Origin of the sequence: Hymenobacter sediminis (assembly GCF_003231285.1) — a bacterium.
Lineage (GTDB): Bacteria > Bacteroidota > Bacteroidia > Cytophagales > Hymenobacteraceae > Hymenobacter > Hymenobacter sediminis.
The window spans coordinates 1-25,322 of sequence record NZ_QKNS01000008.1 but is presented as its reverse complement, the minus strand read 5'-3'; the positions used below and the strand labels follow the sequence as shown (position 1 = coordinate 25,322).

The following is a 25,322-nucleotide window of genomic DNA, read 5'->3' as shown; positions in this document are numbered from 1 at the left end:
GACAGATGTAGCCGCATAACGGCCTAAGTCTGCTGGCGGTGGGCCCGAACTTTACTCACTCACCAACTCACCCCTCGTCCAGGTTCCTATCCGGATCAGCATGAAGAGGTTGATAAAGAAGAAAGAACCGATTTTATCTACCTCTACCAGCTCATTGAGCAGCAGGTGAAACAGGATAATCACAAAACTCATGCTACAGGCCAGCAGCACATAGCGGGGCTGGGAGCCATGTTGCGTGCGATGATAGAGGTGCTCTATGGTAAGCAGGGCCACACTCAGCAGAATCAAAAACAGAATCAGTCCCGGAAAGCCCTGTTCGGCCAGCACCAGCAGGAAATAATTGTGGGTGGTCGATTTCTCGGGGTTTTCACTCACATAGGTGCGGAAGCTGCGCACGGTATAGCGCTTGTACTCCGGGTAAAAGGTGCTAGGGCCGCTGCCTACCAGAGGCTTGTCGGCAGCCATACGGCCGGCCGCTACCCAGCGGTACACCCGCTCCATCCCGGAAACGTCCTGTAGCTTATAAGTGGCCTCCAGGTGTTTACTGAAATCCTCCCCATTGAAAATTGTCTTTTCAAAATCCGGAGCATACAGCATGTAGTTGTTCTGGCTCAGGAAGTAGGAAGTACTAGCCAGAAGCCCCACTACGGTACCTGCCAGCAACAGGCGGGTCTGGCGCAGCCGAATCACCCAGTACAGAATACCTGCCACCGGTAATGACAGCATGGAGGCGCGAGTGTACGACGTAAACAGTCCGAACAGCAGAATTCCTATGGCTATGCGCCAAGCTAGGCGGGCCGTGCCTTTGGTGCTACGGGCGCCGTATAGGGCAAACGGGAGCAACAGCGCCAGTACCGTGGCATAGATAACGTGGTTGCGGTACAGGTTTCCAACGGCCTCATTAATAGTATCAAAGGTAAAGCCCTTAGTGGCATGGCGTACCCCTACAATTAGCACCGTAGCGCAAACTGCGGCCGTATAGGTGCCTGCTACCCGCCAGAGGTCACGAGGGCGCACCAGCAACAACAGCGTCCCGAGCCCAAAGGGCACCAGGTACCAGGTTTTGGCTAGCAGATACTTGACAGATTTGGTGGTATCCACGGAAAATGTGGTGGACACTACTGACCAAAGCAGCATCAACAGCAGGATAACCACCAACGGATGCCGCACCTCCCGTACGGATATAACGCTGGACCGAATCAACAGCACGGTCAGGATGCAACCCGTCAGAATTAGTAGCAGTGGCTCCGAGGGCACATCGAGGCTCAGCCCGCCGGGTAGGGGTTCTTCTCGTGAGAAGGCCAGCGTCAGGAACAGCAGGTAATATACCACCCGCCATTCTGTGAGCAGCACTAACAGGCCTAGCAACAAGGCCAGCGGCAGCAGAGCCAGCGGTGTTTCCAGCAACGCCGCCGTTGCGCCGCCCCCAAGCAGTAGCACCACAAAGCCCGCGAATACCCGCTGCTCTGGGGAGGCCGGCAGCCAGGAGGCTAGGCGCTGGTTCATGAGGTAGGCCGCTTTAAGGTTCGGGAATTCCGGCGCCACAGCTCCAGCAGCGTGACTACTACCAAGGATAAAACCAGCGTCAGGAACACAGAACCCACAACAATAAGCCAGCGCACTGGCTTGCTTTTTTTAGTAGCAGGGTAGGCTTTCTGCACGATGTACAGCGAAGAAAGTTTGCCCCGAATGGCCAAATCGGCCGTTTCGTAGTCGCCGCGAGCTATTATAAGGCGCTCCTGCAGGTCCGTCATGCGCAGGGTCAGCAGGTTCACTGAGTCGATGCCCTGGGTAAAGCTTTCCAGATTCATGACGTTGTCTTCGCCACTGTTATGGGTGAGGTTGCGCAGGGCTCGGCGCAGGCCGGCTACCCGGCGGGCATCGGCGCCGCTGCCCAGGGCCTGCCCCAACTCACTTTGCACTTTCAGGATTTCGCGGGCCAGGTAGCGCGACTGTTGCTCCATGCCATAGATGCCATAGATGCCGTAGCGGCGCCGGGCCCCGAGTAGCTGCTGGCGGGTCTTTTCAAACTCGTCGTCCAGGAATTGATAGTTTTGCTGGTAGAGGCCCAACACATTGCGGCGGTTTTCAAGCGTGAGGCGCTGGTTTATGGAGTCAATGACCTGTACCAGGGTATTGGCAATACGAGCCGCAAATTGCTTGTCCTTATCCTGAAAGGTCAACTCGATGGCATCTCGCTCATTATGAACGATATCCAGGTTGGAGCTGAATTCGCGCAATACCTCATTATCCGCCTTCTCGTCGCCAGGCTGGCCTACTTCGTAGCGCTCATAAAGATGAAAGCGCTTGATAATCAGATCGGCAACCGGCTGCGACTGGCCAATGGTGATAATGCGGTCCAGGTCTTCGGTACGCCCGTTGAGGTCCAGCTTGCTACCTTCCGTAGCCACGCGGTCGGGGTCCGTGGTTTGCGGGTTAGTAGGGAAAAAAACGGCGGTTGATTTGTAGATATTCGGCAGTATGAGCGCCACAATGGTGCTTACGACCAATGCCAGAAGAACTGCAGTGCCTACCGGCTTTTTCCAACGATTGATTATGGGCCATAAGCCCAGAAGCGAATACGAAGACTCTGACATAATATGGTGGAACCATCTGCCCAGGAGATGGAAGGGCCCGGCAGAGGCGCCCAAAGATAGAGGAAAAAGGCAGCGTCATATACCCTACAGTCGGGGCAGCCACCTCAAATTTCCTAGTTTTGCGCCTGATATCAGGGAGGGGATTGGTGCTGAACCATACGCTGCCCTCCGGATCTTTCACCGACTTTACGCCTTGTAGCATCAAACGCTTTCTAGGAAATATCAGCTTCGTGGTGTTGCTCAACCTGCTGGTAAAACCTGGTTGGGTAGTGTTGGAAAACGTGGTGCAGGACCGCCTCGGGCACGAAGTATTCGGCACCTTCACGGCCCTGCTAACGCTGGCCACCATCGTGGCTGGTATTTCTGATTTGGGCACTACCCAGCTGACCACCAAGCGGCTGGCTGCCTCGCCGGGCTTTTTTCAGGAGTACTTTCCCACCTTGTTGCCCTTGCGCATTGGATTAGGGGTAGGGTTCCTGCTGGCTACCGTTGGGGTAGGGTGGGTGCTGGGCTACCGGGGGCACTGGCTCCTGCTGCTGGCCATTACTGCCGCCGGCTTGCTGCTGACCCAGTACATCCTGTTTCTGCGGGGGGTATTGCAAGCCCACCAGCGCTTCAATACCGATGCTATGCTGTCGGTGCTGGAGCGGCTGCTGCTGCTGGGGTTAGTGCTGGCCCTACTGCCCGTAGGCCTCAGCCTTGACCGGTACGTGGGGGCGCGCACCATAGCGGTAGGCTTTACTTTTCTGCTATTGGTGGTCCTGATCCGGCGTTTCTATGGGCGGGTGAGTTTGCGGCCCCAGTGGCTGCAGGCCCGGCAGGTGCTACTGGATAGTCTGCCCCTGGCCCTGATCACGCTGGTCTATGGCCTCAATGAGCGCGTAGATATGCTGATGCTGGAGCGGTTGGTTTCCAGCAAGGAGGCCAGCTACTACGCCGCGGCCTACCGGTGGGTTGATGCTGTCATGATGTACCTTTGGACGGTACTGCCCCTGTTTTTCGCCCGGTTTGCCCGCGCCACCGGCCGCCCCGATGAGCAGCAGAGCCTGCTGTGGTTTGGGCAGCGGGTCGTGACGGTGCCACTCCTGTTCGTGGTGGGCTTTGGCTTATTTCGGGGAGAACTGCTGTTCTTTCAGTTTGGGCATAGCACGCCCGCCGAGGTTGCCCGCATGACCCAGTGCCTGCAGCTGTTGTTTCTGAACGTGCTGGTGCACGCCTTCTTTGCCATTTACAGCACCCTGCTCACCAGTACCGACCATGAAAAGCCAGTTTCGTGGCTGGTGACGGGTAGCATTTTCCTCAATGTGGCCATGAATTTCGTGCTGATGCCCCGTTTCGGCGCCTTGGCCGGCGCCCTGAATACACTGCTCTGCGCCGTGCTGGTTTCGGGCGGATACCTATGGCTGGTGCCGCGGCGCACGGGCGTGCGGCTACCATGGGGCATGCTGCTACGGCTCGCTTTGGTGTTTGTGGGGCTATGCGGCGGCTGGTATCTGCTGCGCACCTACGCCGGGCTGCCCTGGTGGCTGGAAGCAGGCGCCGCAGGCCTATGGCTGCTGGCCTTGGTGGCCGCGCTGGGGGTAGTAAAAGTTTCTGAAATCCGGCAGCTGAGAGGCAGCAAATAGTTGAAAGAAGGACATTGGACTTTATCAGCCATATTACCTGACAGTCCCTCCTTGCTTGTTTCTGGTGCTTTATTTAACGGGTCAATAACCAATTGGAAATAGCTGTTAACGTCCGCTTTTTACTGCCCGGCGACAAGCTGGAGGGTATTGGCCGCTTCACGCTCGAAACGCTGCGCTGTTTGGTGCGGCAACACCCGGAGCATACGTTTCACTTCCTGTTTGACCGGGCCTTTGATGAGCGGTATTTGCTGGGCCCAAACGTAGTGCCGCATGTGCTGGCGCCCCCGGCCCGGCACCCGTTGCTGTGGCTGGCCTGGTTTGAAGGTGCTGTTGCCCGCTGGCTGCACCGCCACCGGCCAGACGTCTTCCTCAGTCCTGATGGCTACACCACCCTACGCACCCAAGTGCCCCGTGTAACCGTCATCCATGACCTCGCTTTTGAGCATTTCCCGCAGGATGTTGGCCGGCTGGTGCTAAGCTACTACCGCTACTTCACCCCGCGCTTCGTGCGGGCCTCGCGGCGGGTGGTGGCCGTTTCGGAGGCTACGCGTCAGGACTTGGTGCAAACGTATGGGGTAGCTCCAGAGAAAGTCAGCGTGGTGTACAATGCCGCTGACAGCCATTTTCGGCCCCAGCCCCCGGCTGTGCAGCAGGCTACGCGGGAGCGGTTCAGCGCCGGAAAGCCCTATTTCTTGTTTGTGGGGGCCTTGCAGCCACGCAAAAACCTGGTAAATCTGCTGCAGGCCTTCGATCAGTTTAAAGCTGCCACTGGTGCCCCTACAAAGCTGCTGATAGTAGGCCGCACCGCCTGGAAGGCTGGACCTATCTTCGAGGTGTACCAACAAATGCGGCACCGCCACGATGTGCACCTGACGGGGCGCGTAACCGATGCCGAGTTGGTGGAGCTGTACGCGGCGGCACTGGCGACCTGCTACGTGCCTTATTTTGAGGGCTTTGGCATCCCGGTTATTGAAGCCCAGGCCTGTGCTTCCCCGGTTATCACCTCCAATTGTAGCTCCCTGCCCGAGGTTGCCGGCGGCGCGGCTCGCCTCGTCGATCCGTTTTCGGTAGCCTCCATCGCCGATGGGCTAGGAGAGGTGTACGCCTCCGAAAGCTACCGCGCTGAGTTAACGGAACGCGGGCTGCGCAACGCAGAGCGGTTTTCCTGGGAGGAAAGTGCCCGCCGCCTCTGGCTGGAAATTGAAGCATGTGTAGCGTAAGCCGTAGCTTGCGCCTCCGTTGCAACGAAAAGGTACGCCAACTTGGCGCGGCCTGCGCGGCGGGTATCTGACCGACTTTCCATGCATCTACACCGAATGCCAGGGCTGGTGCAGCGGCTGTTTCCAGACTGCCTCTGGCAGATGCCTGCCACCGATCCGCCTACCCTCTACCTCACTTTCGATGACGGCCCCATTCCCGAGGAAACGCCATTTGTGGTGGAGGAGCTGGCAAAATACGGTGCCAAAGGCACGTTCTTTTGCGTGGGCGACAACCTGCGCCGACACCCTGAGGTAGCGCGGCTAGTAGTGGAGCAGGGGCACTGCCTAGCCAACCATACCTACCACCACATCAGCGGCTGGAGCCATTCGCGGGCTCACTACCTCCGGGATGTGGCCCAATGCCAGGAGCTGCTCGGAGAGCTGCAGCCCGAGGCTCGACCTCTGCTGCGCCCACCTTACGGCCGCATTACGCCCGGCTTGGCTCAGGAGCTGAGCCGCACGTATCAGGTAGTGATGTGGGACATGCTCACCTGCGACTACGACCGGGACTTTACCCCCGAGGCGTGTTTGGCTACTGCCATCCGCTTGTCGCGGCCGGGCTCCATTGTCGTGTTTCATGATAGCCTGAAAGCCAGCCCTAACCTGCGCTACGTGCTGCCCCGCTACCTCGCCCATTTTGCCGAACGTGGCTACCGCTTCGAGCGGTTGTAAGGGGGTAGGGTATATTCCTCATTCCGATGACGTATTCGTCTGACCAGCTGACGTTGTGCTGAGTGCTGATGCTCGCTGAGGGTTCAACCCGACTTAGGGGGGTAGGAAGCTGAGATTAGGATAACGCAAATAGGCGTAGTCATCGGGCTGAAAGGATTGGCGCACGGATAAGTGCGGCGGCTGCCCGTTCTTTGTAGCGTATGCTGCTGTTGCTGACACTTTATTTTCTGAGCTGGTTTGGGCTGTTGGCCTTATCAGTAGGGTTGTTTGCCCGGCAGCGGGGTAGCAGGCCAGGGGCATTACCCAGGTTGATGCCGCGCGTGAGCATCCTCATTGCAGCCCGCAACGAAGAAGCCGCCATTGGCCGCTGCCTGCGGGCCATCCGGGCGCTGCACTACCCCCCGGAGCGGATTGAAGTCCTACTCGGCGATGATGCTTCCACCGACAACACCGCCGCCGTGGCTGATGCCGCTATGGAAGGCTACGGTGGCTCTTTTCGCATAATTGCTATTACCGACGTGTTGGGCACGGCCCGCGGCAAGGCCAACGTGCTGGCTCATCTGGCCCGCGTCGCTTCCGCTGACTACTTCTTTATTACGGATGCCGACATTGCCGTGCCGCCCACTTGGCTGCAAGGGCTGCTGGCTCACGCCCAGCCCGGCGTGGGCATTGTCACGGGCCTGACGCTGGTCACGGGCCCGCGCCTGTTTCACCGCCTGCAGGGCCTCGATTGGCTGATGTCGTTGGGGCTGGTGCAGGTAGTCACGGATTTGGGGCGGCCAGTGACGGCCATGGGCAACAACATGCTGATTACCCGCGCAGCCTACGAGGCTACCGGTGGCTATGAGCAACTACCTTTTTCCGTCACCGAAGACTACGAGTTGTTCAAGGCAGTGCTGCGTTGCAGCTACACCTCCCGCAACCTGTTTCGGGCCGAAATCCTGGCGGAGTCGCTGCCCATGTACACCTGGGGCGGGCTCCTGCACCAGCGGCGGCGCTGGATGCGCGGAGTAGAGCAGCTGCCCGCCTGGCTGAAACTCTGCCTGGCTCTGTACGGCTCCTTTTACCTGATGCTGGCCGGGTTGGCGGTGGTGGCTGGGGTAGGGCCTGCCCTGGGAGTGTGGGGGGGGAAGCTGCTGCTGCAGGGGGCGTGGGCGTTGCTGTGCTTCCGGCGGGTAGGGCGGCGGGTGCCGCTGGAGTTGCTGCCGATGTTTGAGCTGTACACGATTCTGCTGAGCGTAGGCCTGATCGGATTTCGCCTGTTGCCTGTGTCTTTCAGTTGGAAGGGCCGACAGTACCGATAAAATTCGGTTGTTTTTTAACCGACTCAGATTTGCCTCCCAGCGCAAAACTCAACCGTTTTAGCATGCCGGTACGTGTGCTGTAAGTGTATGCCGGAGGTGCATCAGTGGCCATAGAGGTTTGAAAAAGGCATATTCGAGGTGGATTTTAGCGCCCCGGGCCAATACCTTTGGTCAGACTGGTAGTTAGCTTCTGCGGCTTTATCAGGGTGTCCTGAGGCCTTAGTGGCCCGCCCAGCTGCCTGGCGTATTTCCTTTGCTTTTCGTTTCCACCGCGTACGTTTCTTTTCATATGCTCCTGTTCCCACCCAGCGCCCGCGCTCTACTGATGGCCGCTTTGTTTTGTGCTTCCAGCCATCTGGCCACGGCCCAAACCAAGCGGGCCGCTACTCCCGCCTCCACCAAAACCACTACGTCTGCAGGTACCAACCGTCAGCAGGCCCTGATGGGCAATGAGGCCAAAATCGACCAACTGCTCAAGAAGCTGACCCTGGAAGAGAAGATTGCCATGATTCACGCCACATCTTCCTTTAACTCGGGCGGCGTGAAGCGACTGGGCATTCCTGAGATGGAAACCTCCGACGGACCCCACGGCGTGCGCCTCGAACACGGCCGCGACTGGAAGCCCGACGAGGGCGTAAACGACTCGGGTACCTACTTGCCCACCGGCAACACCTTGGCTTCTACCTGGAACCCCGAGCTGGGCTATGCCTTCGGCTCGGTGCTAGGCAGTGAGGCGGCGTTTCGAGGCAAGGATATCATCCTGGGGCCTGGCATCAACATTGTGCGCACACCCCTGAACGGGCGTAACTTCGAATACCTCAGCGAAGACCCCTACCTCGTCTCGAAGATGGTGGTGGGCTACATCCGCGGGGTGCAGGACCAGGGCGTTTCGGCCAGCGTAAAGCACTACGCCGCCAACAACCAGGAGGAGCACCGCAACGACATTGACGTGTACATGAGCGAGCGGGCTCTGCGCGAAATCTACCTGCCGGGTTTCCAGGCCGCTATCCAGGAAGGTGGGGCGCACACCCTCATGGGCTCCTACAATAAGTTCCGGGGCCAGTATGCCACCCACAACGCCTACCTGATGAACGATATTCTGAAGGGGGAATGGGGATTCAAGGGGCTGGTAATCAGCGACTGGGGCTCGGTGCACGACACCCAGCAGGGCCTGCGCAACGGCACTGACCTGGAAATGGGTACCGACCTCTCCCTGATGTACAACAGCGTCGATCAGACGGCCAGCCAGGTGAAACAAGAGGACATGCCGAGCCTTTACGACCGGTTTTTCTTCGGTAAGCCGGCCCTGGAGGCTATAAAAAAAGACAAGTCCCTGGAGCCCCTGCTCGATGACAAGGTGCGCCGGATTCTGCGCGTGATGTACGCCACCAGCATGATGGATGGGGCCAAGCGCAAGCCCGGCGCCTACAACACCCCGGAGCACCAAGCCACGGCCCGCAAAGTAGCCGAAGAAGGCATTGTGCTGCTCAAAAATGACGGCAGCATCCTACCCCTCAAGAAAACCGCGAAGTCCTTTGCTGTTATCGGGGCCAACGCTACCCGCGAAAACGCCCTGGGCGGCGGCAGCTCCCAGGTGAAGGCTAAGTATGAGATTACGCCCCTGCAGGGCCTGCAGAAAGCCTTGGGTTCCCAGGCCAACATTACCTACGCTCCCGGCTACAAAATTGCCCGCAATCAGAAAGCTGATCCTCAGTTGATTGAGCAGGCCGTAGCCGCCGCCAAAGCCGCCGACGTGGCCATCATTGTGGGCGGCTCTACCCACGGCTACGACTATAAAGTGTGGTCGGATAACGCCTACGACGCCGAGGGTTACGACAAGCCCGACATGAAAATGCCTTTCGGTCAGGACGAGCTGATTCAGGCCGTGCTGAAGGCCAACCCCAACACAGTGGTAGTGCTGATGGGCGGCGGCCCCATTGACGTATCGGCGTGGGCCGGGCAGGCTAAGGGCATTGTGGAGGCCTGGTACCCCGGCATGGAAGGCGGCAACGCCTTGGCCAGCATTCTGTTTGGCGATGTAAACCCCTCGGGCAAGCTCCCCTTTACCTTCCCCGTGAAGCTGGAAGACTCGCCGGCTCACAAGCTGGGCGAGTACCCCAGTACCCCCGGCAACCCCCTAAAACAGACGTACAAAGAAGACATCTTTGTGGGCTACCGCTACTTCGATACCTACAAGGTAGCCCCACAGTTTGCCTTCGGCCACGGCCTGAGCTACACCTCCTTTGACTACGGCAAACTCACGGTAAAACCCGCCGCCCAAAGCGCCACGGTAACGCTAACCGTGCGTAACACCGGCAAAGTAGCCGGCGCTGAGGTGGTGCAGCTCTACGTGCACGATGACCAGGCCAGCGTGAAGCGCCCCGAAAAGGAGCTGAAAGCCTTCCAGAAGGTCTTCCTGAAGCCTGGCGAGTCGAAAACCGTAACTCTCACCCTAGGCCCCGATGCCTTCCGCTACTACGACGAGGCCAAGAAGCAATGGGTGTTGGAACCCGGCAAGTTCAGCCTGCTTGTCGGCAGCTCCTCACGCGACATTCGCCAGACGGGAGAAGTAAAATTGTAAGAGAGTGAAGCGTGTCATGGTGGGTGGAGCGAAGTCCTTCTTCCACTTGCAGTGACAAGCCTGAAAACGTAACAAGCCCTTGACGCTGGTACAGTGGTCGAGGGCTTGCTGCTTTTTAGGGGGTAGGGCTTCTCCAGGAAAATAGCTTCATCGAGCCTCTTCACATAGCTCTTTTCACTTATCCATCCAGCAACTCACAATTTCACGACCTTTGCCGCATGCAACTCTCTGATTCGCACGCGCACGTTTACTCCGAGCAATTCAAGCCCGACCAGGATGACATGCTGCTCCGGGCTTTTGAGGCCGGGGTTCGCACCATCTTCATGCCCAACATCGACCACACCAGCATTGATGCCATGCTGGAGGTGGAAGCCAAATACCCTTCGCAGTGCTTTGCCCAAATGGGCCTGCACCCCTGCCACGTAACGCGCAACTTTGAGAAGGAGCTCTACGAGGTGGAAACCTGGCTGAGCCGCCGACCTTTTGCAGCAGTAGGGGAGTGCGGCATTGATTTGTACTGGGATAAAACCCTTTTGGCCGAGCAACAGGAAGCGCTACGCATTCAGGTGGACCTGGCCAAGAAATACAACCTGCCCCTGGTACTGCACACCCGCGAGGCCTTCCGCGAAGCTGCCGACATCATTGCGGCCGCTCAGGATGGCACGCTGCGAGGCGTGTTTCACTGCTTTTCCGGCACCCGCCAGGAGGCCGAGGAGGTAATCCGGCTGGGCTTCAAGCTGGGTATCGGAGGCGTAGCTACCTTCAAGAACGGTGGCCTCGACAAAGTACTGCCGGGCCTGGAGCTGGAGCATCTGCTCCTCGAAACCGACTGCCCCTACCTGGCCCCCATTCCCTACCGGGGCAAACGCAATGAACCTGCCTACCTACCCTTTGTGGCTCACCGCGTAGCCGAAATCATGGGCAAAGACCCCGAAGAAGTAGCTGAGGTTACCACCCGCAACACCTTGGCGCTGTTTGGGGAGGTAGGGAAGTAGAGAGGTTTAAGGACGCTTTACTAAGCCCAATCTCAGCCAGTGCTAGCTACTAAAGAGTTAGAAGCCAGGAAGTAATAAGGCCGTCATTCCGAGCTGGTCGAGGAATCTCGCGTGCTGACGTCAGGTTACCATTACCACGACACCAGACGAGATTCCTCGACCAGCTCAGGACGACAGTTACCCTCACTGCAGCACGTCAGATGCTTCGACTCTGCCTCTGCATGACGGTTGCTACCTCGCATCGGCGCGCGAATGGTATAGTAAGCAGTCGTCGCTAACTTGGCGGCACATCTGGCCCACCCCCGGAGCTTTCTTTCACCACCCAAACTACCCGCTTTTGCTTACCCCTGCGCTTCCATCCAAACCCGAAACAGCTATTCTGGTCATCTACACCGGCGGAACCGTGGGCATGGCCTACAACCGCCGCGGCGAGTTGGTGCCCATGAACTTCGAGCAGATTCGCAAGAAGATGCCCGAGCTACGCCAGCTCAACATGCGCGTGGAAGTCACCAATTTGGGCGAGCCCATCGACTCCAGCAACGTGACGGTGCAGGACTGGCTGCGGCTGGCCGCGCTCATTCAGGAAAACTATGCCCGCTACGACGGCTTCGTGGTGCTGCACGGCACCGATACCATGGCCTACTCGGCGGCAGCGCTCAGCTTCCTGCTCGAAAACATGGGCAAGGCGGTGGTGTTTACCGGCGCTCAGGTGCCGGTAGGCCGTATCCGCACGGATGCGCGCCGCAACCTGGTAACGGCCCTGGAAATGGCCGCCGCCCGTCACCCCATGGCCGGCACCGTGCGCGTGCCCGAGGTATGTGTGTTCTTCAATGATTTGCTGATTCGGGGCAACCGCGCCAAAAAGGTGGAAAGCCAGCAGTACAACGCTTTCCGCTCCGAAAACTACCCGCCCCTGGCCCGGGCCGGCATCGAGCTGGACTTCAACGACGAGCAGATTCGGCCGCTGCCCTCCGCCCCCCTGCAGGCCCACCAACACCTCGACGACCAGGTAACCATTCTGCGCCTATTCCCGGGCCTGACGGAGCGCATGCTGCGGGCCCAACTGGATACCGACGGGCTGCGCGGCTGCGTGCTGGAGACCTACGGCTCGGGCAACGCGCCTACGGCCCCCTGGTTTCTCAAGTGCCTGCGCGACGCGACCGACCGGGGTGTGCACCTGCTCAACGTTAGCCAATGCGAGGAGGGCCGCGTGATGCAGGGCCGTTACGAAACCAGCGCCTACCTCACCGATCTGGGCGTAATCGGGGGCGATGATATGACGGTGGAAGCAGCCATTGCCAAACTCATGTTCGTGCTGGGCCTCAGGCAGAATGCTCCCGAAACCCGTCGCTTGCTGACCCAGGATCTGCGCGGCGAAATCACGATAATGTAGGCTGACTGCGCCCAACGCTTGCGTATTCCGAAAATTGGGTGTTATTTTGCGCCACTTCCCCGCATCCTAGAGAGGTGTCCGAGTGGTCGAAGGAGCACGCCTGGAAAGTGTGTATGGGTCTCAAGCTCATCGAGGGTTCGAATCCCTTCCTCTCTGCAATAAAGCCCGTTTCTGAGTCAGAAACGGGCTTTATGTTTTTCAAGGGTACGCGTAGGGGTACACACTCCATTTACAGGGCACACGCTGTAGGGGTAGCCGACGCATTTTTGCACTCGCTAAGTATCTTTGTGTACCCGCTGGGTAAGTAGTTGCCAGCTCCTACCTACGGATAAGGGCCACCACGTTATCTGACGCGGTGGCCCTTCTTTTTTCACAATGCCCAACTAACCGAACGCCCTGCTACTCGGCTAATAGTTCGCGGGCGGCGCGGGCGTTAGCTTCGCGCTGTTCTGCAGTGCCGCCGATATGCAACGTCACTTTCACCCGACCTTTCTGCTCATCATCGGTAGCTAAGGCAGTGCGCTGCAACTTTGGGGCTACAAACTCGGCAAGCTTCACGTAGGCATCTATAAAGTCCTTACCGCTTAGAGTAAGTAGGTGGCTCCGCAACGTATCGGCATCGAGGCCGGATGAGGCCGCGCCGATTAGCTCCCGGGTGTGAGTGGTAGCCTTGTTAGCACTTCCCTTAGGGCGGCCGGAAGGATTGCCGCTGGTGCCTTTTTCGTATGCCATACGCAATAAGGTGAGGGGTGGCCGTTTGGGGTTGTATATAGGCTCTACCGCTGTTATTATCTGTTGTTTACAGCAAGATACGCCCTTTGCTGGAGGCCGGGATGCTATAAAGGAGACGGAACTTTTAGGGTTCAATTTTGCACGCACACGTCTGCAGGGATATTCTGCGGTATGATTAGAGGTGCTTCCAGGATTTACACCCTCTACCCGGGGGCATACTCCGGTAAGCTGTTTATAACGGGCCGTTATGCTCCGTAAAATTTACGGACTAAAAAGTTTGCCTATTTATACTGCCAGCTCAGTAAATAGCCGCATTTCATAAAACCCGGAATATCTAGTTTTATGAGATGCGGTAATATAGTTTTCCATCTATGGGTGGATAACCTGCATGAAAGCAGGTTTGCTTTCTACCTATGGGATAGAAAACGACAAAGGGTATATCCCGCCTTCTAGCGGTTGGCTCAGAACATACAGGCTCGGCAAATACACCCCGGCGCGGTTCCCTTAGGCCACCGGCCCGGAGGGTGGGTAGCCAATCGGCCAGCGGGCCAGCGTAGCCGCGTCGGTGCAAAGCGGTTTCCAGCTCGGAGGCCGTGCGAGTGAGGGAAGGGCTGTAGTCGGAGAATAGAGCCCGCACGGCGGCGCTGTCCAGAGCGGCGGGCGACATACCCTTATCCACGGGGGTGGCGGGCCGGGGCCGTTCTGGTGACTGGCAGGGTAGGGGTAGGCGGGTTCAGCAGATACAGCCGTTTGATTTCGCTGGCCTCAAACCGAAACACAGGGTCGTCACCAGGGCGCGGGTCAGCAGGAACAAAGGCCAGCGCCCCGCCCCGGTAGGAAGTCAGCAGATTGGTTACGGCCTTACCTACCCATAGTATGCGCGGGCCATAATCCAGCCCTTCCCCGGTGGATAGTAACGCCACGGCTGCTCCGGCAGGCACTTCGGGCCAATCCCAGCGGCGCACGGGGTAGGCCAGCAAGGGCCGGCCGCTAACTAACAGCAGCACCGGCGGCGCATCTAGCAGCAATATATTAGCCACGGCGGCTACCTTCTTGCTCTACGGCCCCGAAAACGCAGTTTTCGCCCTGTTTTGCCCGCTTCTAGAAACGGACCCGGCAAAGGCCCGGCAAAAAACTAAAGGCTCGGTATAATCCTTTTAGCATTTCTTTCGTGTAATTGCTAATGTATTTAGTAACCATAAGAAAATCCCATAAGACACTCTATGAAAGTACGCTTTGTATTCCGGCCTTCGGAAAGCACAGCTACCAGCGCTCCGGGGGCTATTATCTGCCGCATCACGGTGGATAAGGCCCGGAAGAAATTCACCACCCCCATCAGTTGCCTTCGTCGGGACTGGGATGCCAAGTCCCAGCGCATCAAAGGCACTGCCAAAAAGGCCCGGCTCGACAACGCGGCTCTCTCCGATATTGAGGCCGACATCAACCGGCTTTACTATGACATGGAGCGGGCCAGTGATTTGGTAACGGCCGAGGTATTGTTCGATGCTTACCAGAAGAAGGAGCAGCCACGCGTAACCATCGTGCGGGCGGCTGAGCTCTGGCATGAGCAGCGCCTAGCGCTGATGGGCAAGTCCATTACCCGCACCTCCTATAAGGACTACCAGAATAAGCTGGGCTTGCTGCTCATGTTTCTGCGGGGCCAGCGCCTAGTGCAGGCCTTGCCCGATTAGTTCACGGAAAACCTCTGCGACCTGTTCATTATCTGGATGCGCTCGGAGCGGGGGGTAGGCCAAAACTACACCAACAAAACGGTGCAGGTCATCAAGCAATTACTCAAGTGGTGCAAGCGGCACAAGCACGCCAAGGCTAACCTACTGGAAAGCTACAGCCTGAAGTTTGAGGCAGCCAAGGCCCGGGCCTTCCTTACCAGCTCGGACATTGAGCGTCTGCAGCAGCACCCCTTTACCTGTGAGCCTCTGCGGCGCGTAGCCGACGTGTTCCTGTTCCAGTGCTACACGGGCCTGGCCTACGCCGACCTGAAGCGCTTCGATGCTACCCGCTACGTGGGACTAGGGGAGGATGGGGAGCCCTGGATTTTCATGGGCCGGCAAAAGACCACGCACAGCACCGGCCAGCAGGCTATCATTCCGCTGCTGCCCGAGGCGCGGACTCTGCTTAAACAGTACGGCACAACTTTACCGGTGCCCACCAACTAGGTGTATAACCGGATGCTGAAGGTAGTGGGCCTGAGCGTGAAAGTGACTTCCCACGTTGGGCGGAAGACCGCCGGCCGTTTGTGGTTGGATGCTGGCGTTAGCATGTCGGCGGTGAGAAAGGCCCTGGGGCACCGCACCGTGGCCATGACGGAGCAGTACTACGTGCGGGTAGGGGAGGAGCTGGTGGCCCGCGAGTTTGGGCGGGCATTCGGTCGTAAAAGCTAATTACCCGGCTCTTCGGTAAACAGGCCCGCGAAAGCACCGGGCTTGGGGTTGCTACTGTTGGCGCGGTGGCCTCTCAGAAGAAGAGCTGATAGAAGTTCAGTACCAGTGCTTAATAAGGTGGTAAAAACATCTGACTCTAAACATATATAGAAGCCCTGGCAGATAAGACCTGCCAGGGCTTCGTTTTTATACAGGAACCAAAAAGCCGCTTGAAAATGACTGTGCTCCCACCCGTTGGAGCGGGTCTCCAACGAAGAGGCAGGCAAGATAGCTACAGGTTCGTTAGCAAGATTAGGCCAACGTAACCTGTGGTTGTTTAGCACTTCTATTTTCACATTGTGCCTTGCAATGAATTACAGCCTTTTGTCTCTCCACAGGTCATAAAAATAACCACTTTGTATGTAGTCATCTTCATTTGCCTGAGCAGAGAGAGGGTAAGTTGATTTAAAACCAGGAAGCGAACGCAATAAAAAACGAAAAAAGGAGCCCATAAAGAAGCTGGGAAATCAGGTTAAGCTGTCAATATACAATGAATCAATTAACGAAGATATGGTTATTGTTCTAGTAGTGCTAAAAAGTTCAACGTAAATGCCTATCACTTGAATGCATGGTAGATACGCAGGAGATAGTAGACTTTTGCCAACGTAGACTCAGTGTGTATTTTGTAAAGAGATAACAGCTTCTTATGAAGCGGTTTTTCCATCCATGTGGACATAAGATAAGAACAGGTTAATGTCTACAACAAACAGAAGGAGCTCCATTAGGTAGCCTTGACGCGGTGTGAAAGCGGAATTCGTCAGCAAATGGTCGGCTACTAGCAGCAAGGGCATTTGCAGAATGTAGAAGCCACTGATTTTCCCAGCAACATGCACAAGGCGAGAGCCCGACCAGCGAAAGGCCCTGCTAGGCTGAGTAACGGATAATTTCTTGCTTTGGTAAGTGTGTATGGCTGGGGGTAAGTTCTAGAAGTAGCAAAACCGAAAGCCCCAACAGTTCCGAGCTGCTGGGGCTTTCTAGATCAGGGGGATTCTCGGTTAGGGGCAAGAGGTGTGTGGTACAAATGTAGCTACATATTTGGTAATTCGATCAAGTCGACATACGCCTGTAGCTGAAAACTGTTGCGGAAGGTGCGGCAGTTTTGCACGAGGTTCATCTGGGCATCATAGTAGAGCTAGGCAAAGAAGCTACCCTCAAATACCACTATCCCAATATGGGTATTGAGGTGAGGTTGGTTGAAGGCATAAGAGAAAGGATACGCTTCAGCTTTCACACTGGAAAAATTTAATTTCCAAAATTAACGATTTACTATGCTAATAAGCTGCTGGAAACCTTTTACTTATGATGGTTGTAGGATAAGGGTAGCAGCTTTGTTCTCCACTGCTTAGGCAGGTTAGCCTTACTCTTAATAATTTAGCGTTGCTTTTAGTAATGAGAAATGGGGATAGGACTTTTATTACGGCATCGCTATTGGAATGTGCTTCTCGCCCGACGCATCCATTTTTTCTGGGCCTTTCTGTTTTTGAATAGCTTAGCTCTCACCTACAGTCAATTGATTCTTACCCGCCAGCAAGTTGCTCAGTTTGAGTCGGATCTGCACCCCGGCGTTGGGTACTTAAAGGAGTCCTATGACCCAGCGCTGGCGCGGCTTTCTTCCTTGGAAAAGCTGTTGACTTACACCGATAGCCTGCAGCGAAAGCAGCCGAATGTCAGCTATCCAGTACTGCTCAGCTGGACTATCCGCCGCAAGTTTTATCACGGCTTTAGCTACTATGATACCCATAATAATCCGCTGGCTAGCCTGATTGCGCGTACGCTAGGCTCGGACCTGCATGCCATTGTGCTGCCGGACGATATTCTTCAGCATCCCAATGCAGGATGTAGCCAGCAGGCCATCGTTTTTATGGCTGCCCTACGCCAACGGGGCTTCACGGTGCGCAATGTGGGCTTTTACGAACCCATACAGGGCGGGCACTATGCTCTAGAGGTCTTATATAATGGTTCGTGGCATTACTTCGATACTGACTTCGAGCCGAGTTTCGAGCTGCTGAATCGAGCCGGTCGGCCTTCCATGGGAGCCTTATTGGCCGATACGACCTTTTTGCAGCAGGTGTACCGGGGGCGTATGGAGCCGCAACGAATCCGGGCTCTGTTTTCCTCTTATCGAATTGGTGATGTCAACCCGGACCCCGCGCCCCGCGCCCGGCTGTTTCAGCTAACGACCAAAGGGTTGATGTATGTCGGCTGGTTAGTCATTCTCGCCTTGTGGTTGATGACGACGAAAATTTCCGTGTGGATAACGGCCCCCTTGTTCAAACACTTACATATAAGGCGGCGGGCGCGGTTGCGTGTTAGATTAGTACTCTATGCCCGTAAAGCAGTAGCTTTGGGAAGCTAGTAAGCACTAAGCACATAACAGTAGAAAGCCCCACCAGATGTGAGCTGCTGGGGCTTTCGTAGCCTTGATAGTCCAACCAAGGCGACGGGTTGCTTTTGTCTTTATTTAAAGAGCGTGAAGCGGGTGGCATCTACCGCGCGTGGTTTGGTTTCTGTGCCAGAATAAACCGCATTATCCTTTGTATGCTTTCGAATCAGGCACCCGGAGCCAATCACGTTGTTTCTGCCGACCTGAATACTTTCGTTGATAATGGTACCCATGCCAATAAAGCTGCCTTCTGCTACGGCAACACTGCCGCCCAGAATACAAGCCGATAACAACGTATGACTGCCAATTATGCTATGATGCCCAACTTGAGTGCCAATCAGCATGACATTATCCCCGAGCGAGACAAAGGGATGAATTGTCATTCTTTCATCAACAAACACATTCTGGCCTACTAGCAAATCCGGCTACGTTTGGGCGCGCGAAGAAATGTAGTTAGCGAAGCAGTATTCCTGCTCCTTTACCATTTCGAACAGGCGCTTTCGGGCTGAAAACTGCCCTACTGCAATGTGCATGTGGTAGGAGCCGGCCGGATACTCCAGGTGTAGTGCGGCAAGGCTAACAACGGGCAGGCCTAGAAAAGTGGGCGCACAGCCCTGAATGTAAGCCTCTTCAACGCAAAAGGCCACCACCTCATAGGGGCTGTCATGGGTGAAGTAGTAATAGGATAACTCGGCCTTTTTACCTAAGCCGTAGAGAACTACTTGCATTCTGAAAAGAACAACCCTGTAAGAGCATAGAATAAGCTCAAGTATACAAATGTAAGGTAATAGAAGGCGTGGTGATTGTTTACTATAGGATTATAGTAATACCCTATCCAGTATCTAATAAAATGGTGAAAGCCCCTAACAGTTTCGAGCTGCTGGGGCTTTCTAGATCAGGGGGATTTTCAGTCTTGGGCAAGAGGTGTGTAACACAAATGTAGCTACAGGTTTTGCAACTCGATCAGATCCGCATACGCCTGTATCTAAGAGATATTGCGCGATATAGCAATAGAAGATAGCAGGCTGTCGTCATGCCAAGACAAGAACACCGTCTGGGTTCGCTTTGCCTGTGTAATGTTCCTGCCAGGACGATCAGGTAGATTTTGTGACATTTCAAGGGGCAAATAAAAGCCCCGACAGTTGCGAGCTGACGGGGCTTCTGTTTGTTTGCAGGGTAGAGCTTAGTGCTGTATTTGTAGCGAATGGCTCACTGTCCCTTTCTTATCGGCTGCTGGCATTACCAGCCGATAAAGGCCATCAGGTAAGCTGCGAACATCTAAGGTGACTTGCGTCCCTTGCAGCTTCTCTTCTCTCACCTGTTCCCCTTGGCTATTGAGCAAGACCAAGGTGCCTTTCTGAGTCTGACCAACCTGTACCGTCAACAGGTCACTGCAGGGGTTCGGATATACAGTGGGCGCCGTACGGTAAGGCTCCTCTACCCCCCCGCCACCGGGACCAGGAATACTTACTGTCGAGTAAGTGAATGCAGCCCGGCCACAGCCATTCTCAGCCGCAATGGCAACGTTGTAGGTGGTGGGACCTAATAGACCTGAGGCCAGCGTAGTAAATCCAAATGGGTCGTTATGGTCTACATACACTGTATTATAGGACAGACCACCATGCAGGCTGTAGACGAAATTAGTTGCGTACGCCATGTTGGCCACGCGCAATCGATAGCTTCCATCTGGCTGTGGCTCTAAGCCGAAAGAGGGGGCGATCGTTGGGGGTACATTGCTCACGATGACAGGAACATAACCAGTACCACCACACGGCAAGTTACCATTACTGCGAACCGGAATATAATAGGTGCCGGCCGCCACGTTGGCCGACGCGGTAACTACTACACTGGTGCTGGTTCCTGTGTAGCTGGATTGACCATTGATTTGCCAATTCGCATCGGGTGCAGTCCAGGTATAAGAGGTCGCTTCCCGAACCGATTGAATGCTGAACGTGCCAGAGTTGCCAGCGCAGAGTCTGGAGTCGAATCCTGCCGACATGGGCGCATTAATGCCAATCTGCTGCGTAAATTCTCCCGACTGGCGTTGAGTAAAGCCAAAGCCTCCCCACCGGTAGTACACGGTCGTGTTGAGTTTGCCGATAGAGGGGTTAGACCACTTTACTGTAACAGTAACATCGAGCGGTAAGCCGTCAGCATCCACTGGGTTCAATAACCGTACTTCTGAGGCGCTTACTCTTGCTGACCCCGGGGCGCCAGTAAAGCTGGTAATGATGCCATTGGTGATGAGTACGCGGGTTTGAAAAACGGCGTAGTGATCAGAGTTAATGTTGTACGTAACCTCCGTGCCTGGGCAAACTGTTGCGCCTTTGTTAGAGGGGTAAATAAAGACGGTGACAGGCCCCTGGGCATAGGCGGAGACATACCCTACCAGTAGTAGGAGCATGGTTAATAGAAGGCGGAAAGATTTTTTCATATGATAGGGGGTTAGTTGATAAGCAAAAGTAGATCCTTGGAATAGGGCATAACAGGTCAGAACAGCTGCATTTGTGACCTGCATCCCAGCATAGAGTATACCCTTATCCCGCAGCTACACCCCCGGTCACCAATGCCAAATGCTGACTTTGCCTCGCAGCACCCAGTCACCCGCAGCACCCAGGCCAGCCACTAAGCTATATACCCACCACGGGGTGCCACCTTTCTCTGTGCTAACCGAAGCCTGAGCACCTTCAGCCGTAGCTGCGGCCCCGCCCTTTTGCCCCGCCTTCGTGTTGTCAGTTACCTGGTTCTGGTTACCAGTACCGACCTGCACCGGGGCTTTGGGCTTCTCGGCTTCTACGGCCGTAGCATCGGCGCCCGTGGCCATGGCATCCGGCTTTTCAGCGGTGGCTGTGGTAGCGGTGTTGCCTGTGCCGGTCTGGTTGATAGTGGTTTGAATGCTTTTGCAACTGAGTAGCAGCATAAGTAAGAGGGGAAAGCAGCGCATGGGTTAGCTGTTATAGCGATATGACAACCCCCACTTCTTCGTGCGACTGGACACAGGGGGCTTACCAAACCAGTAGGCCAGCTGATGCCGTTTCGGCTTATGCCGCCGCACCATAGGGTTGATGGGGCCAGCCTGTAAATTGAGCAAAAGCAGGCAGCAAAGGGCGAGTAACAGGTAGCGCATCAGTAGCTCCAGTTGGCTCCCGCGTAAATCTGATAGGCGGGATAGTTGACGTTATAGACACCCGCACCATCACGCCCCCCACCCCGGCCCGTATTGCCCGAGTTTACTAGGTAGGTGCGGGGGGCACGGCCCGCCTGCACGGCCCGGCCCAGGGCTACGACCTTGCCCACGCGCCCCAGATTGGCGTAGTATAAGGTCACGATGTGGCCCGGCCGCAGGCTGTCGAGGCTACCCCGCATGCCCCGAACAAAGAAGGTGCGCGAGCTGCTAGGCAGTGACCAAGTGCGCGCGGCGGCTGGCAGCTTAGGCGATGGCAGCCCACAGCTCTGCTGCTGCAAGAACATTTCACAGCCGCACCACGGATCAAACTTCTTCACCCCAGCGGCTTTCTGCGTGGCCCAGACCTCGGGTCCATCATTGCGGCCGGTGGCTTCCCGCACATGCAGCCGGTCGGTAGCGGCCTGCAGCTGGCAGTCCACGGCGCCGAGCTTGGCGCTGTGGGCTATCTGCGCCTCGGCGGAGGAAAAGAAGAAAGCTCTCCCTAACATGAGGAGAGCTACCAGAAAAAAGGAGGAGATCCGTCGCATTATGATACAAGGCAAGCGGCCAGCACGCATACGGCAAAGTAGCCGAGCAGGCAGAGCCAGACCGTGTTGAAGGTGCGCACCTTATCCGCTGTGTCCATGTAGGTAAACGCGGTTTTGTAGCCTGTCAGCGGGTCAGTTGCCCAGCTCGGCAGCACCAGCACGATGAAGCGTAGCACGAACTACACGGCGGCCAGTCCGCCAAAGAACAGACCCAGGTCGAAGATGAACTTGCCGATCACCAGCCCAAACGGCGGAATTTTCGTGTTGTGGGCAGCGGCAATCAGGGAGCTATCGGCATTAAGCCGGCCGGCATTCACGGCAGCGGCCAGCGTGGCCCGCTGCGCCTGCTGGGCGTCGGTGTACTGGTAGTAGGCTGAGCAGAGCAGCACCGACAAGATGGCGGGGAACCAGCGGCGAAATACACCGCGCAGGGTACGAAGGGCAGTTAGTATAAAAAAAAGGGTTAATAATTGGCGGGTTTATGGTTGGCAGCTTGCACAGTCAAGTAGGTATCGAAGGCGTTGACGCTTTTGTGCAAGCTCTTATTCTCTTCTTCCAGCGCGCCCTGCCGTTCCTTCAGGTACTTGGTGAGCTGACTATCCTCCTTGCGCTCGAGCCGCATTTCTGTGACCAGGGCCGTGAGCGTCTGCACCGCATCCTTCGTCTCCTTATTGGTGGCATCGTTAGCCGCAATGGAGCGGTTGAACAGCCACCAGAACACGGCCATGCCCAGCGTCAGCCCTGCCGCCAGCACCGTGTTGGATACCCCTGGTGTTGCCGTAGCGGTATCAAGAAGAAGGACCGAGGAGGTATAGACAGGAAACACGGAAATGCTGGTAAAGAGAAGTGGAGGCGGCAACAGGGGCAGCCCGGCTATGATCAGGTCCCAGCTCAACGGCTGCCAGTGCAGCGACAGCCGCGGGGTATAGCGAAGCGAAAGAGCAGTTGTAGGCATGGCATAGGTGTCGGTCGAGAGCAGATTAGCGGGGGCGGTAGGCGGGCCGGCCAATGGCCTGCACCACCACGGTAGCCGTACGGGCCGGGGCGGCGTGGCTACCGCAGCGGGAAGCATCGGGGTAGAACTCAATAAAACTGGTAGCCTTGGAAATCAGCCAGGAACGTAGCTCGGCTTCATAGCCTAGAGCTTCCCCATCGTAGATAGCGGCCTGGGCTGCCAGCGTGCGCGCGTCAATGGGCTCCGACTGCTGGGACTCTTTGCGCACGAGGCTGTTTCGGGTAACCATCGTTTGCGAGAAGGGCCAGTACTGGGCAGCCGCGGCATACACCAGGGCGGGAATAGCCTTGCTATGGAGTTCCAGCCAATCATCTGACAGGCTCTCCGCTTTCTTGCGGACTACCAGCTCCGTGTACAATTGCTCACCTAGCAGAGGCCGTACGCGGCGCTGGGCCCTGAGCATGTGCGGCTCCAGCCGGCCGGGGTCCAGCACTGGCAATTCGACGTAGCCCGCGAAATCTTCGCGGCTAAACAGCAGGATTTCCATCGGCGGGGGCTTCTACTCCAGCTAAGGCCGCGGCCTGCTGAAGGGGTGAGGTTTTGAATGGAGAAGTCTTTCAGGTCCTTGAAAGGAAAGTTGCCATCTGCTTTCTGGAAGGTGTGGAAGATGGCTTCGAAGCCGCGCTCAATGCTGCGCTGAGCGGAGTTCACGACGAAGGCCAGCACGTAGGCTATGACGTCCTGAAACTCCTGCCAGCTACCCAGTTTGCCCGCTACTTCCCGGCCCAGCAGTACGCCCGGCATCTGCATGGCTTCGCGGATACTCTGCTTAATCGCGTTCTCATCCGTCACGTAGCGCTTGCTGGCATCGGGGGCGGTAAGCGTGTCTACATCTGGCTTTAACTCTTTGCTTGCCGCATACTGCAATAGAATGCGGTTGCCATCGGGGCCAGCAGACACCCCATACTTGACCCCGTTGGCTTCGATTACCTCCTCAGAAGGAGTGGCCGTGCCATACTCGGTAATCATTACCTGAGCCGAGTAGCCCGAATCAAGGTCCCGGGCGCGGCTGTGCTTTAGGTTTGGCTCCGAGTACACGTCATCCAGCACGGCATCAAGGAGCGGGCGCACAGGTACGCTCCGGTGCGTTTTTGAAACCAGTAATATATTTCCCCAGGATATCGGGCTAGTCCTACTGTTTCGCCCTTGTCATTCTTCCAGTCAATAATGCGCTCCAGCCGCTTTTCCAGCGTTTCGCGGGGGTTGAATACAGGTACTTTCTGCAAGCCCGAACGGGAAGCGTAAGTGATGCCCCGCTTGGCTACGGCTGCCGGATTGCGTACCAGCCCGCACCAGCGGGTTACCCCAGCACTGTCCGGGTAATAAGGTCGTACCTGCTCTTTGGGCTGGTGCAGCACCTCGCAGGGGAAGCCGTTGGCATTAATGTTCACCCGCACGGCCCAGCCTTCTAGGTAGGTCGTGTTGTTAGCTACAGGCTGCAGCAGCGCATCCAGCGTGCCACCGGCCCGGTCGATTACGGCCCTATAAAAGGTGGTGTCGGTGAAGCCGTTGCCCTCAATAAACTGGGCTTTGCGCTCGGCGCATACCGTCGCTGTGCCAGACCCCGCATAGGCAGCCAGCAGACGCTGCAGATACAGGTTGTCATCTCCTCACTTCGGGTAGTCAGTGGGCGTGCTCAGGGTGATAATGTCCGGGCGCAATGCCTGGGCTTTAATCACCTGACGCTGAGCGGCAATCTGGAAGCCGATTTGGCGCTGTTGATTCTGAGCTAGGGCATCAGAGCCTTGGGCCAGATTCTTTTCCTGAGCCTGGAGCTTAACCATTTCCTTAATCAGCTCCTGAAAGCCCCCTTTGTAGTTGCCAACAGAACGGCGGTGATCGTTTACGGCTTGTTCATTGGCGCCGATTTCCAGGCTCAGTGCTTTCGTGCGGGCCTGCAGGGCTTTGCCGGCCTCCGAGTTTTCGCGCTCTTCCTTGCTGAGGGCATTGTAGGCAGCCGTAGCCAAGGCCAGTTCCGCACGGAGTTGGTCGTTGCTATCAGTAGCCCCGTTCTGCACCTTGGTCAGGTTTTCCAGCGTCTTGCTGGCCTGGGCCTGCTCTTTGGTCTGGGCGCGTAGCTTCTCGCTCAAGGCCTGCGCGGCAACGCCGTACTCGGCTTCCGTCTTCGCGCCGGTCTTGAATTCCTGGGCTAGCTGCTTTTGCTCGGCGCGCGTCTTGGCAATAGCCACGGCCAGATCAGCCTGCTTTTTACGCACGGCATCGGACTCGGCTTTGAGCTGTTCCGCACTCAGCCGGACCTCAAAGAGGACCTTTTCAGTTAAATCTGCCATGGCTAATTACTGCTGGTGAGCAGAACGTCAGCCGTTTCGCTCATTTCAAAATCGTAATGGTAAGAGGAGTCACTACCACAGGCCACTTCGTACATGTCTCCTGTTTGCCGAATGGTAATAGCTACCACTAAGCGCCGAAGCTGATCTTTATCCGTGGACAGGTACACGGTTTGGCCGATGCTGAATTTTGCTTCTATGAACATCATGCAGGCTTAGTAGGTCAGGCGTAAGAGATCGACCGGGGTAGAAGCGTCACCACTTTCCCACTGATCGATTTTATTGACGTAGAAAAAAGCCCCCTCGGCTTCCAGCCACACGGG

The 25,322-nt window shown here is 56.5% G+C and carries 28 protein-coding genes and 1 tRNA gene; 12 read left to right on the top strand and 17 right to left on the bottom strand.

Features of this window, described 5'->3' with window-relative positions:
- Positions 1-51: 51 nt before the first annotated feature.
- On the bottom strand, positions 52-1,506 hold the full coding sequence (locus tag DNI29_RS19365; RefSeq protein WP_110979796.1) for an O-antigen ligase family protein: 1,455 nt from the start codon (positions 1,504-1,506) through the stop codon (positions 52-54).
- The gene (locus DNI29_RS19360; protein ID WP_162303672.1) at positions 1,503-2,492 is read right to left on the bottom strand and encodes a GumC domain-containing protein; all 990 of its coding nucleotides are present in this window, start codon (positions 2,490-2,492) and stop codon (positions 1,503-1,505) included. Before DNI29_RS19360 ends, DNI29_RS19365 begins: the two co-directional genes overlap by 4 nt.
- Before the next feature lie 224 nt (positions 2,493-2,716).
- Between DNI29_RS19360 and DNI29_RS19355 the strand changes: the two genes are divergently transcribed.
- The 8 genes from DNI29_RS19355 to DNI29_RS19320 all read left to right on the top strand — a co-directional run bounded on the left by DNI29_RS19355 (position 2,717) and on the right by DNI29_RS19320 (position 12,582).
- Complete coding sequence (locus DNI29_RS19355; RefSeq protein ID WP_110979794.1) at positions 2,717-4,222, top strand: oligosaccharide flippase family protein; 1,506 nt, start codon at positions 2,717-2,719, stop codon at positions 4,220-4,222.
- Positions 4,223-4,314: 92 nt separating this feature from the next.
- Positions 4,315-5,442: a glycosyltransferase family 4 protein gene (locus DNI29_RS19350; RefSeq protein WP_110979793.1), complete on the top strand. Its 1,128-nt coding sequence runs from the start codon at positions 4,315-4,317 to the stop codon at positions 5,440-5,442.
- Between the two features lie 81 nt (positions 5,443-5,523).
- Positions 5,524-6,153, top strand: coding sequence for a polysaccharide deacetylase family protein (locus DNI29_RS19345; protein ID WP_238388149.1), 630 nt, complete (start codon positions 5,524-5,526; stop codon positions 6,151-6,153).
- Positions 6,154-6,353: 200 nt separating this feature from the next.
- Complete coding sequence (locus DNI29_RS19340) at positions 6,354-7,457, top strand: glycosyltransferase (protein ID WP_110979791.1); 1,104 nt, start codon at positions 6,354-6,356, stop codon at positions 7,455-7,457.
- A 289-nt stretch (positions 7,458-7,746) separates the two neighbouring features.
- Entirely contained in the window at positions 7,747-10,038 is a 2,292-nt protein-coding gene (locus DNI29_RS19335) for a glycoside hydrolase family 3 C-terminal domain-containing protein (RefSeq protein WP_202910537.1), read from the top strand.
- Positions 10,039-10,256: 218 nt separating this feature from the next.
- Positions 10,257-11,033 (top strand): TatD family hydrolase, encoded by a 777-nt coding sequence (locus DNI29_RS19330; RefSeq protein WP_110979790.1) that lies wholly within the window; start codon positions 10,257-10,259, stop codon positions 11,031-11,033.
- Between the two features lie 337 nt (positions 11,034-11,370).
- Entirely contained in the window at positions 11,371-12,426 is a 1,056-nt protein-coding gene (locus DNI29_RS19325; RefSeq protein ID WP_238388148.1) for an asparaginase, read from the top strand.
- 68 nt (positions 12,427-12,494) lie between these two features.
- Positions 12,495-12,582 (top strand) — tRNA-Ser (locus DNI29_RS19320).
- Positions 12,583-12,825: 243 nt separating this feature from the next.
- Here the strand turns inward: DNI29_RS19320 and DNI29_RS19315 are convergent.
- Positions 12,826-13,158 (bottom strand): DUF5681 domain-containing protein, encoded by a 333-nt coding sequence (locus DNI29_RS19315; protein WP_110979789.1) that lies wholly within the window; start codon positions 13,156-13,158, stop codon positions 12,826-12,828.
- Positions 13,159-13,829: 671 nt separating this feature from the next.
- Positions 13,830-14,198, bottom strand: coding sequence for a hypothetical protein (locus DNI29_RS19310; protein ID WP_123823327.1), 369 nt, complete (start codon positions 14,196-14,198; stop codon positions 13,830-13,832).
- Between the two features lie 183 nt (positions 14,199-14,381).
- On the opposite strand from DNI29_RS19310, the gene DNI29_RS19305 reads away from it, so the two are divergent.
- From DNI29_RS19305 to DNI29_RS19280, 4 genes are all read left to right on the top strand, one after another.
- Positions 14,382-14,849 carry an Arm DNA-binding domain-containing protein gene (locus DNI29_RS19305; protein ID WP_110979787.1) on the top strand — a complete coding sequence of 156 codons (468 nt, stop codon included), beginning with the start codon at positions 14,382-14,384 and terminating at the stop codon, positions 14,847-14,849.
- 36 nt (positions 14,850-14,885) lie between these two features.
- The gene (locus DNI29_RS19300; RefSeq protein ID WP_110979786.1) at positions 14,886-15,335 is read left to right on the top strand and encodes a site-specific integrase; all 450 of its coding nucleotides are present in this window, start codon (positions 14,886-14,888) and stop codon (positions 15,333-15,335) included.
- A 12-nt stretch (positions 15,336-15,347) separates the two neighbouring features.
- Positions 15,348-15,560 carry a tyrosine-type recombinase/integrase gene (locus DNI29_RS19295; RefSeq protein WP_110979785.1) on the top strand — a complete coding sequence of 71 codons (213 nt, stop codon included), beginning with the start codon at positions 15,348-15,350 and terminating at the stop codon, positions 15,558-15,560.
- 1,435 nt (positions 15,561-16,995) lie between these two features.
- Complete coding sequence (locus DNI29_RS19280; protein ID WP_110979782.1) at positions 16,996-17,955, top strand: hypothetical protein; 960 nt, start codon at positions 16,996-16,998, stop codon at positions 17,953-17,955.
- A 101-nt stretch (positions 17,956-18,056) separates the two neighbouring features.
- Here DNI29_RS19280 and DNI29_RS19275 read toward each other — a convergent pair whose 3' ends face one another.
- The 13 genes from DNI29_RS19275 to DNI29_RS19220 form a co-directional block, all read right to left on the bottom strand.
- Complete coding sequence (locus DNI29_RS19275) at positions 18,057-18,365, bottom strand: LbetaH domain-containing protein (protein ID WP_110979781.1); 309 nt, start codon at positions 18,363-18,365, stop codon at positions 18,057-18,059.
- A 42-nt stretch (positions 18,366-18,407) separates the two neighbouring features.
- Entirely contained in the window at positions 18,408-18,710 is a 303-nt protein-coding gene (locus DNI29_RS19270; RefSeq protein ID WP_110979780.1) for an LbetaH domain-containing protein, read from the bottom strand.
- 455 nt (positions 18,711-19,165) lie between these two features.
- Positions 19,166-20,416, bottom strand: coding sequence for a T9SS type A sorting domain-containing protein (locus tag DNI29_RS19265; RefSeq protein WP_162303670.1), 1,251 nt, complete (start codon positions 20,414-20,416; stop codon positions 19,166-19,168).
- A gap of 126 nt (positions 20,417-20,542) precedes the next feature.
- Positions 20,543-20,902 (bottom strand): hypothetical protein, encoded by a 360-nt coding sequence (locus DNI29_RS19260; RefSeq protein WP_110979778.1) that lies wholly within the window; start codon positions 20,900-20,902, stop codon positions 20,543-20,545.
- A 206-nt stretch (positions 20,903-21,108) separates the two neighbouring features.
- A complete protein-coding gene (locus DNI29_RS19255) occupies positions 21,109-21,657 on the bottom strand; it encodes a hypothetical protein (RefSeq protein ID WP_110979777.1) in 549 nt (182 codons plus the stop codon).
- Between the two features lie 38 nt (positions 21,658-21,695).
- Positions 21,696-21,872 (bottom strand): hypothetical protein, encoded by a 177-nt coding sequence (locus DNI29_RS24575; protein ID WP_162303669.1) that lies wholly within the window; start codon positions 21,870-21,872, stop codon positions 21,696-21,698.
- A 3-nt stretch (positions 21,873-21,875) separates the two neighbouring features.
- On the bottom strand, positions 21,876-22,091 hold the full coding sequence (locus DNI29_RS19250) for a hypothetical protein (protein ID WP_110979776.1): 216 nt from the start codon (positions 22,089-22,091) through the stop codon (positions 21,876-21,878).
- A gap of 68 nt (positions 22,092-22,159) precedes the next feature.
- A complete protein-coding gene (locus DNI29_RS19245; RefSeq protein WP_123823326.1) occupies positions 22,160-22,651 on the bottom strand; it encodes a hypothetical protein in 492 nt (163 codons plus the stop codon).
- 25 nt (positions 22,652-22,676) lie between these two features.
- The gene (locus tag DNI29_RS19240; RefSeq protein ID WP_110979774.1) at positions 22,677-23,114 is read right to left on the bottom strand and encodes a DUF6712 family protein; all 438 of its coding nucleotides are present in this window, start codon (positions 23,112-23,114) and stop codon (positions 22,677-22,679) included.
- Positions 23,078-23,782, bottom strand: coding sequence for a hypothetical protein (locus DNI29_RS19235; protein WP_110979773.1), 705 nt, complete (start codon positions 23,780-23,782; stop codon positions 23,078-23,080). The genes DNI29_RS19240 and DNI29_RS19235 overlap by 37 nt, the downstream gene beginning before the upstream one ends.
- Positions 23,728-24,108, bottom strand: a complete 381-nt coding sequence (locus DNI29_RS19230; RefSeq protein ID WP_110979772.1) for a hypothetical protein — start codon at positions 24,106-24,108, stop codon at positions 23,728-23,730. The genes DNI29_RS19235 and DNI29_RS19230 overlap by 55 nt, the downstream gene beginning before the upstream one ends.
- A gap of 213 nt (positions 24,109-24,321) precedes the next feature.
- Entirely contained in the window at positions 24,322-25,002 is a 681-nt protein-coding gene (locus tag DNI29_RS19225; protein ID WP_110979771.1) for a coiled-coil domain-containing protein, read from the bottom strand.
- Positions 25,003-25,004: 2 nt separating this feature from the next.
- Complete coding sequence (locus tag DNI29_RS19220) at positions 25,005-25,208, bottom strand: hypothetical protein (protein WP_110979770.1); 204 nt, start codon at positions 25,206-25,208, stop codon at positions 25,005-25,007.
- Between the last annotated feature and the right edge of the window lie 114 nt (positions 25,209-25,322).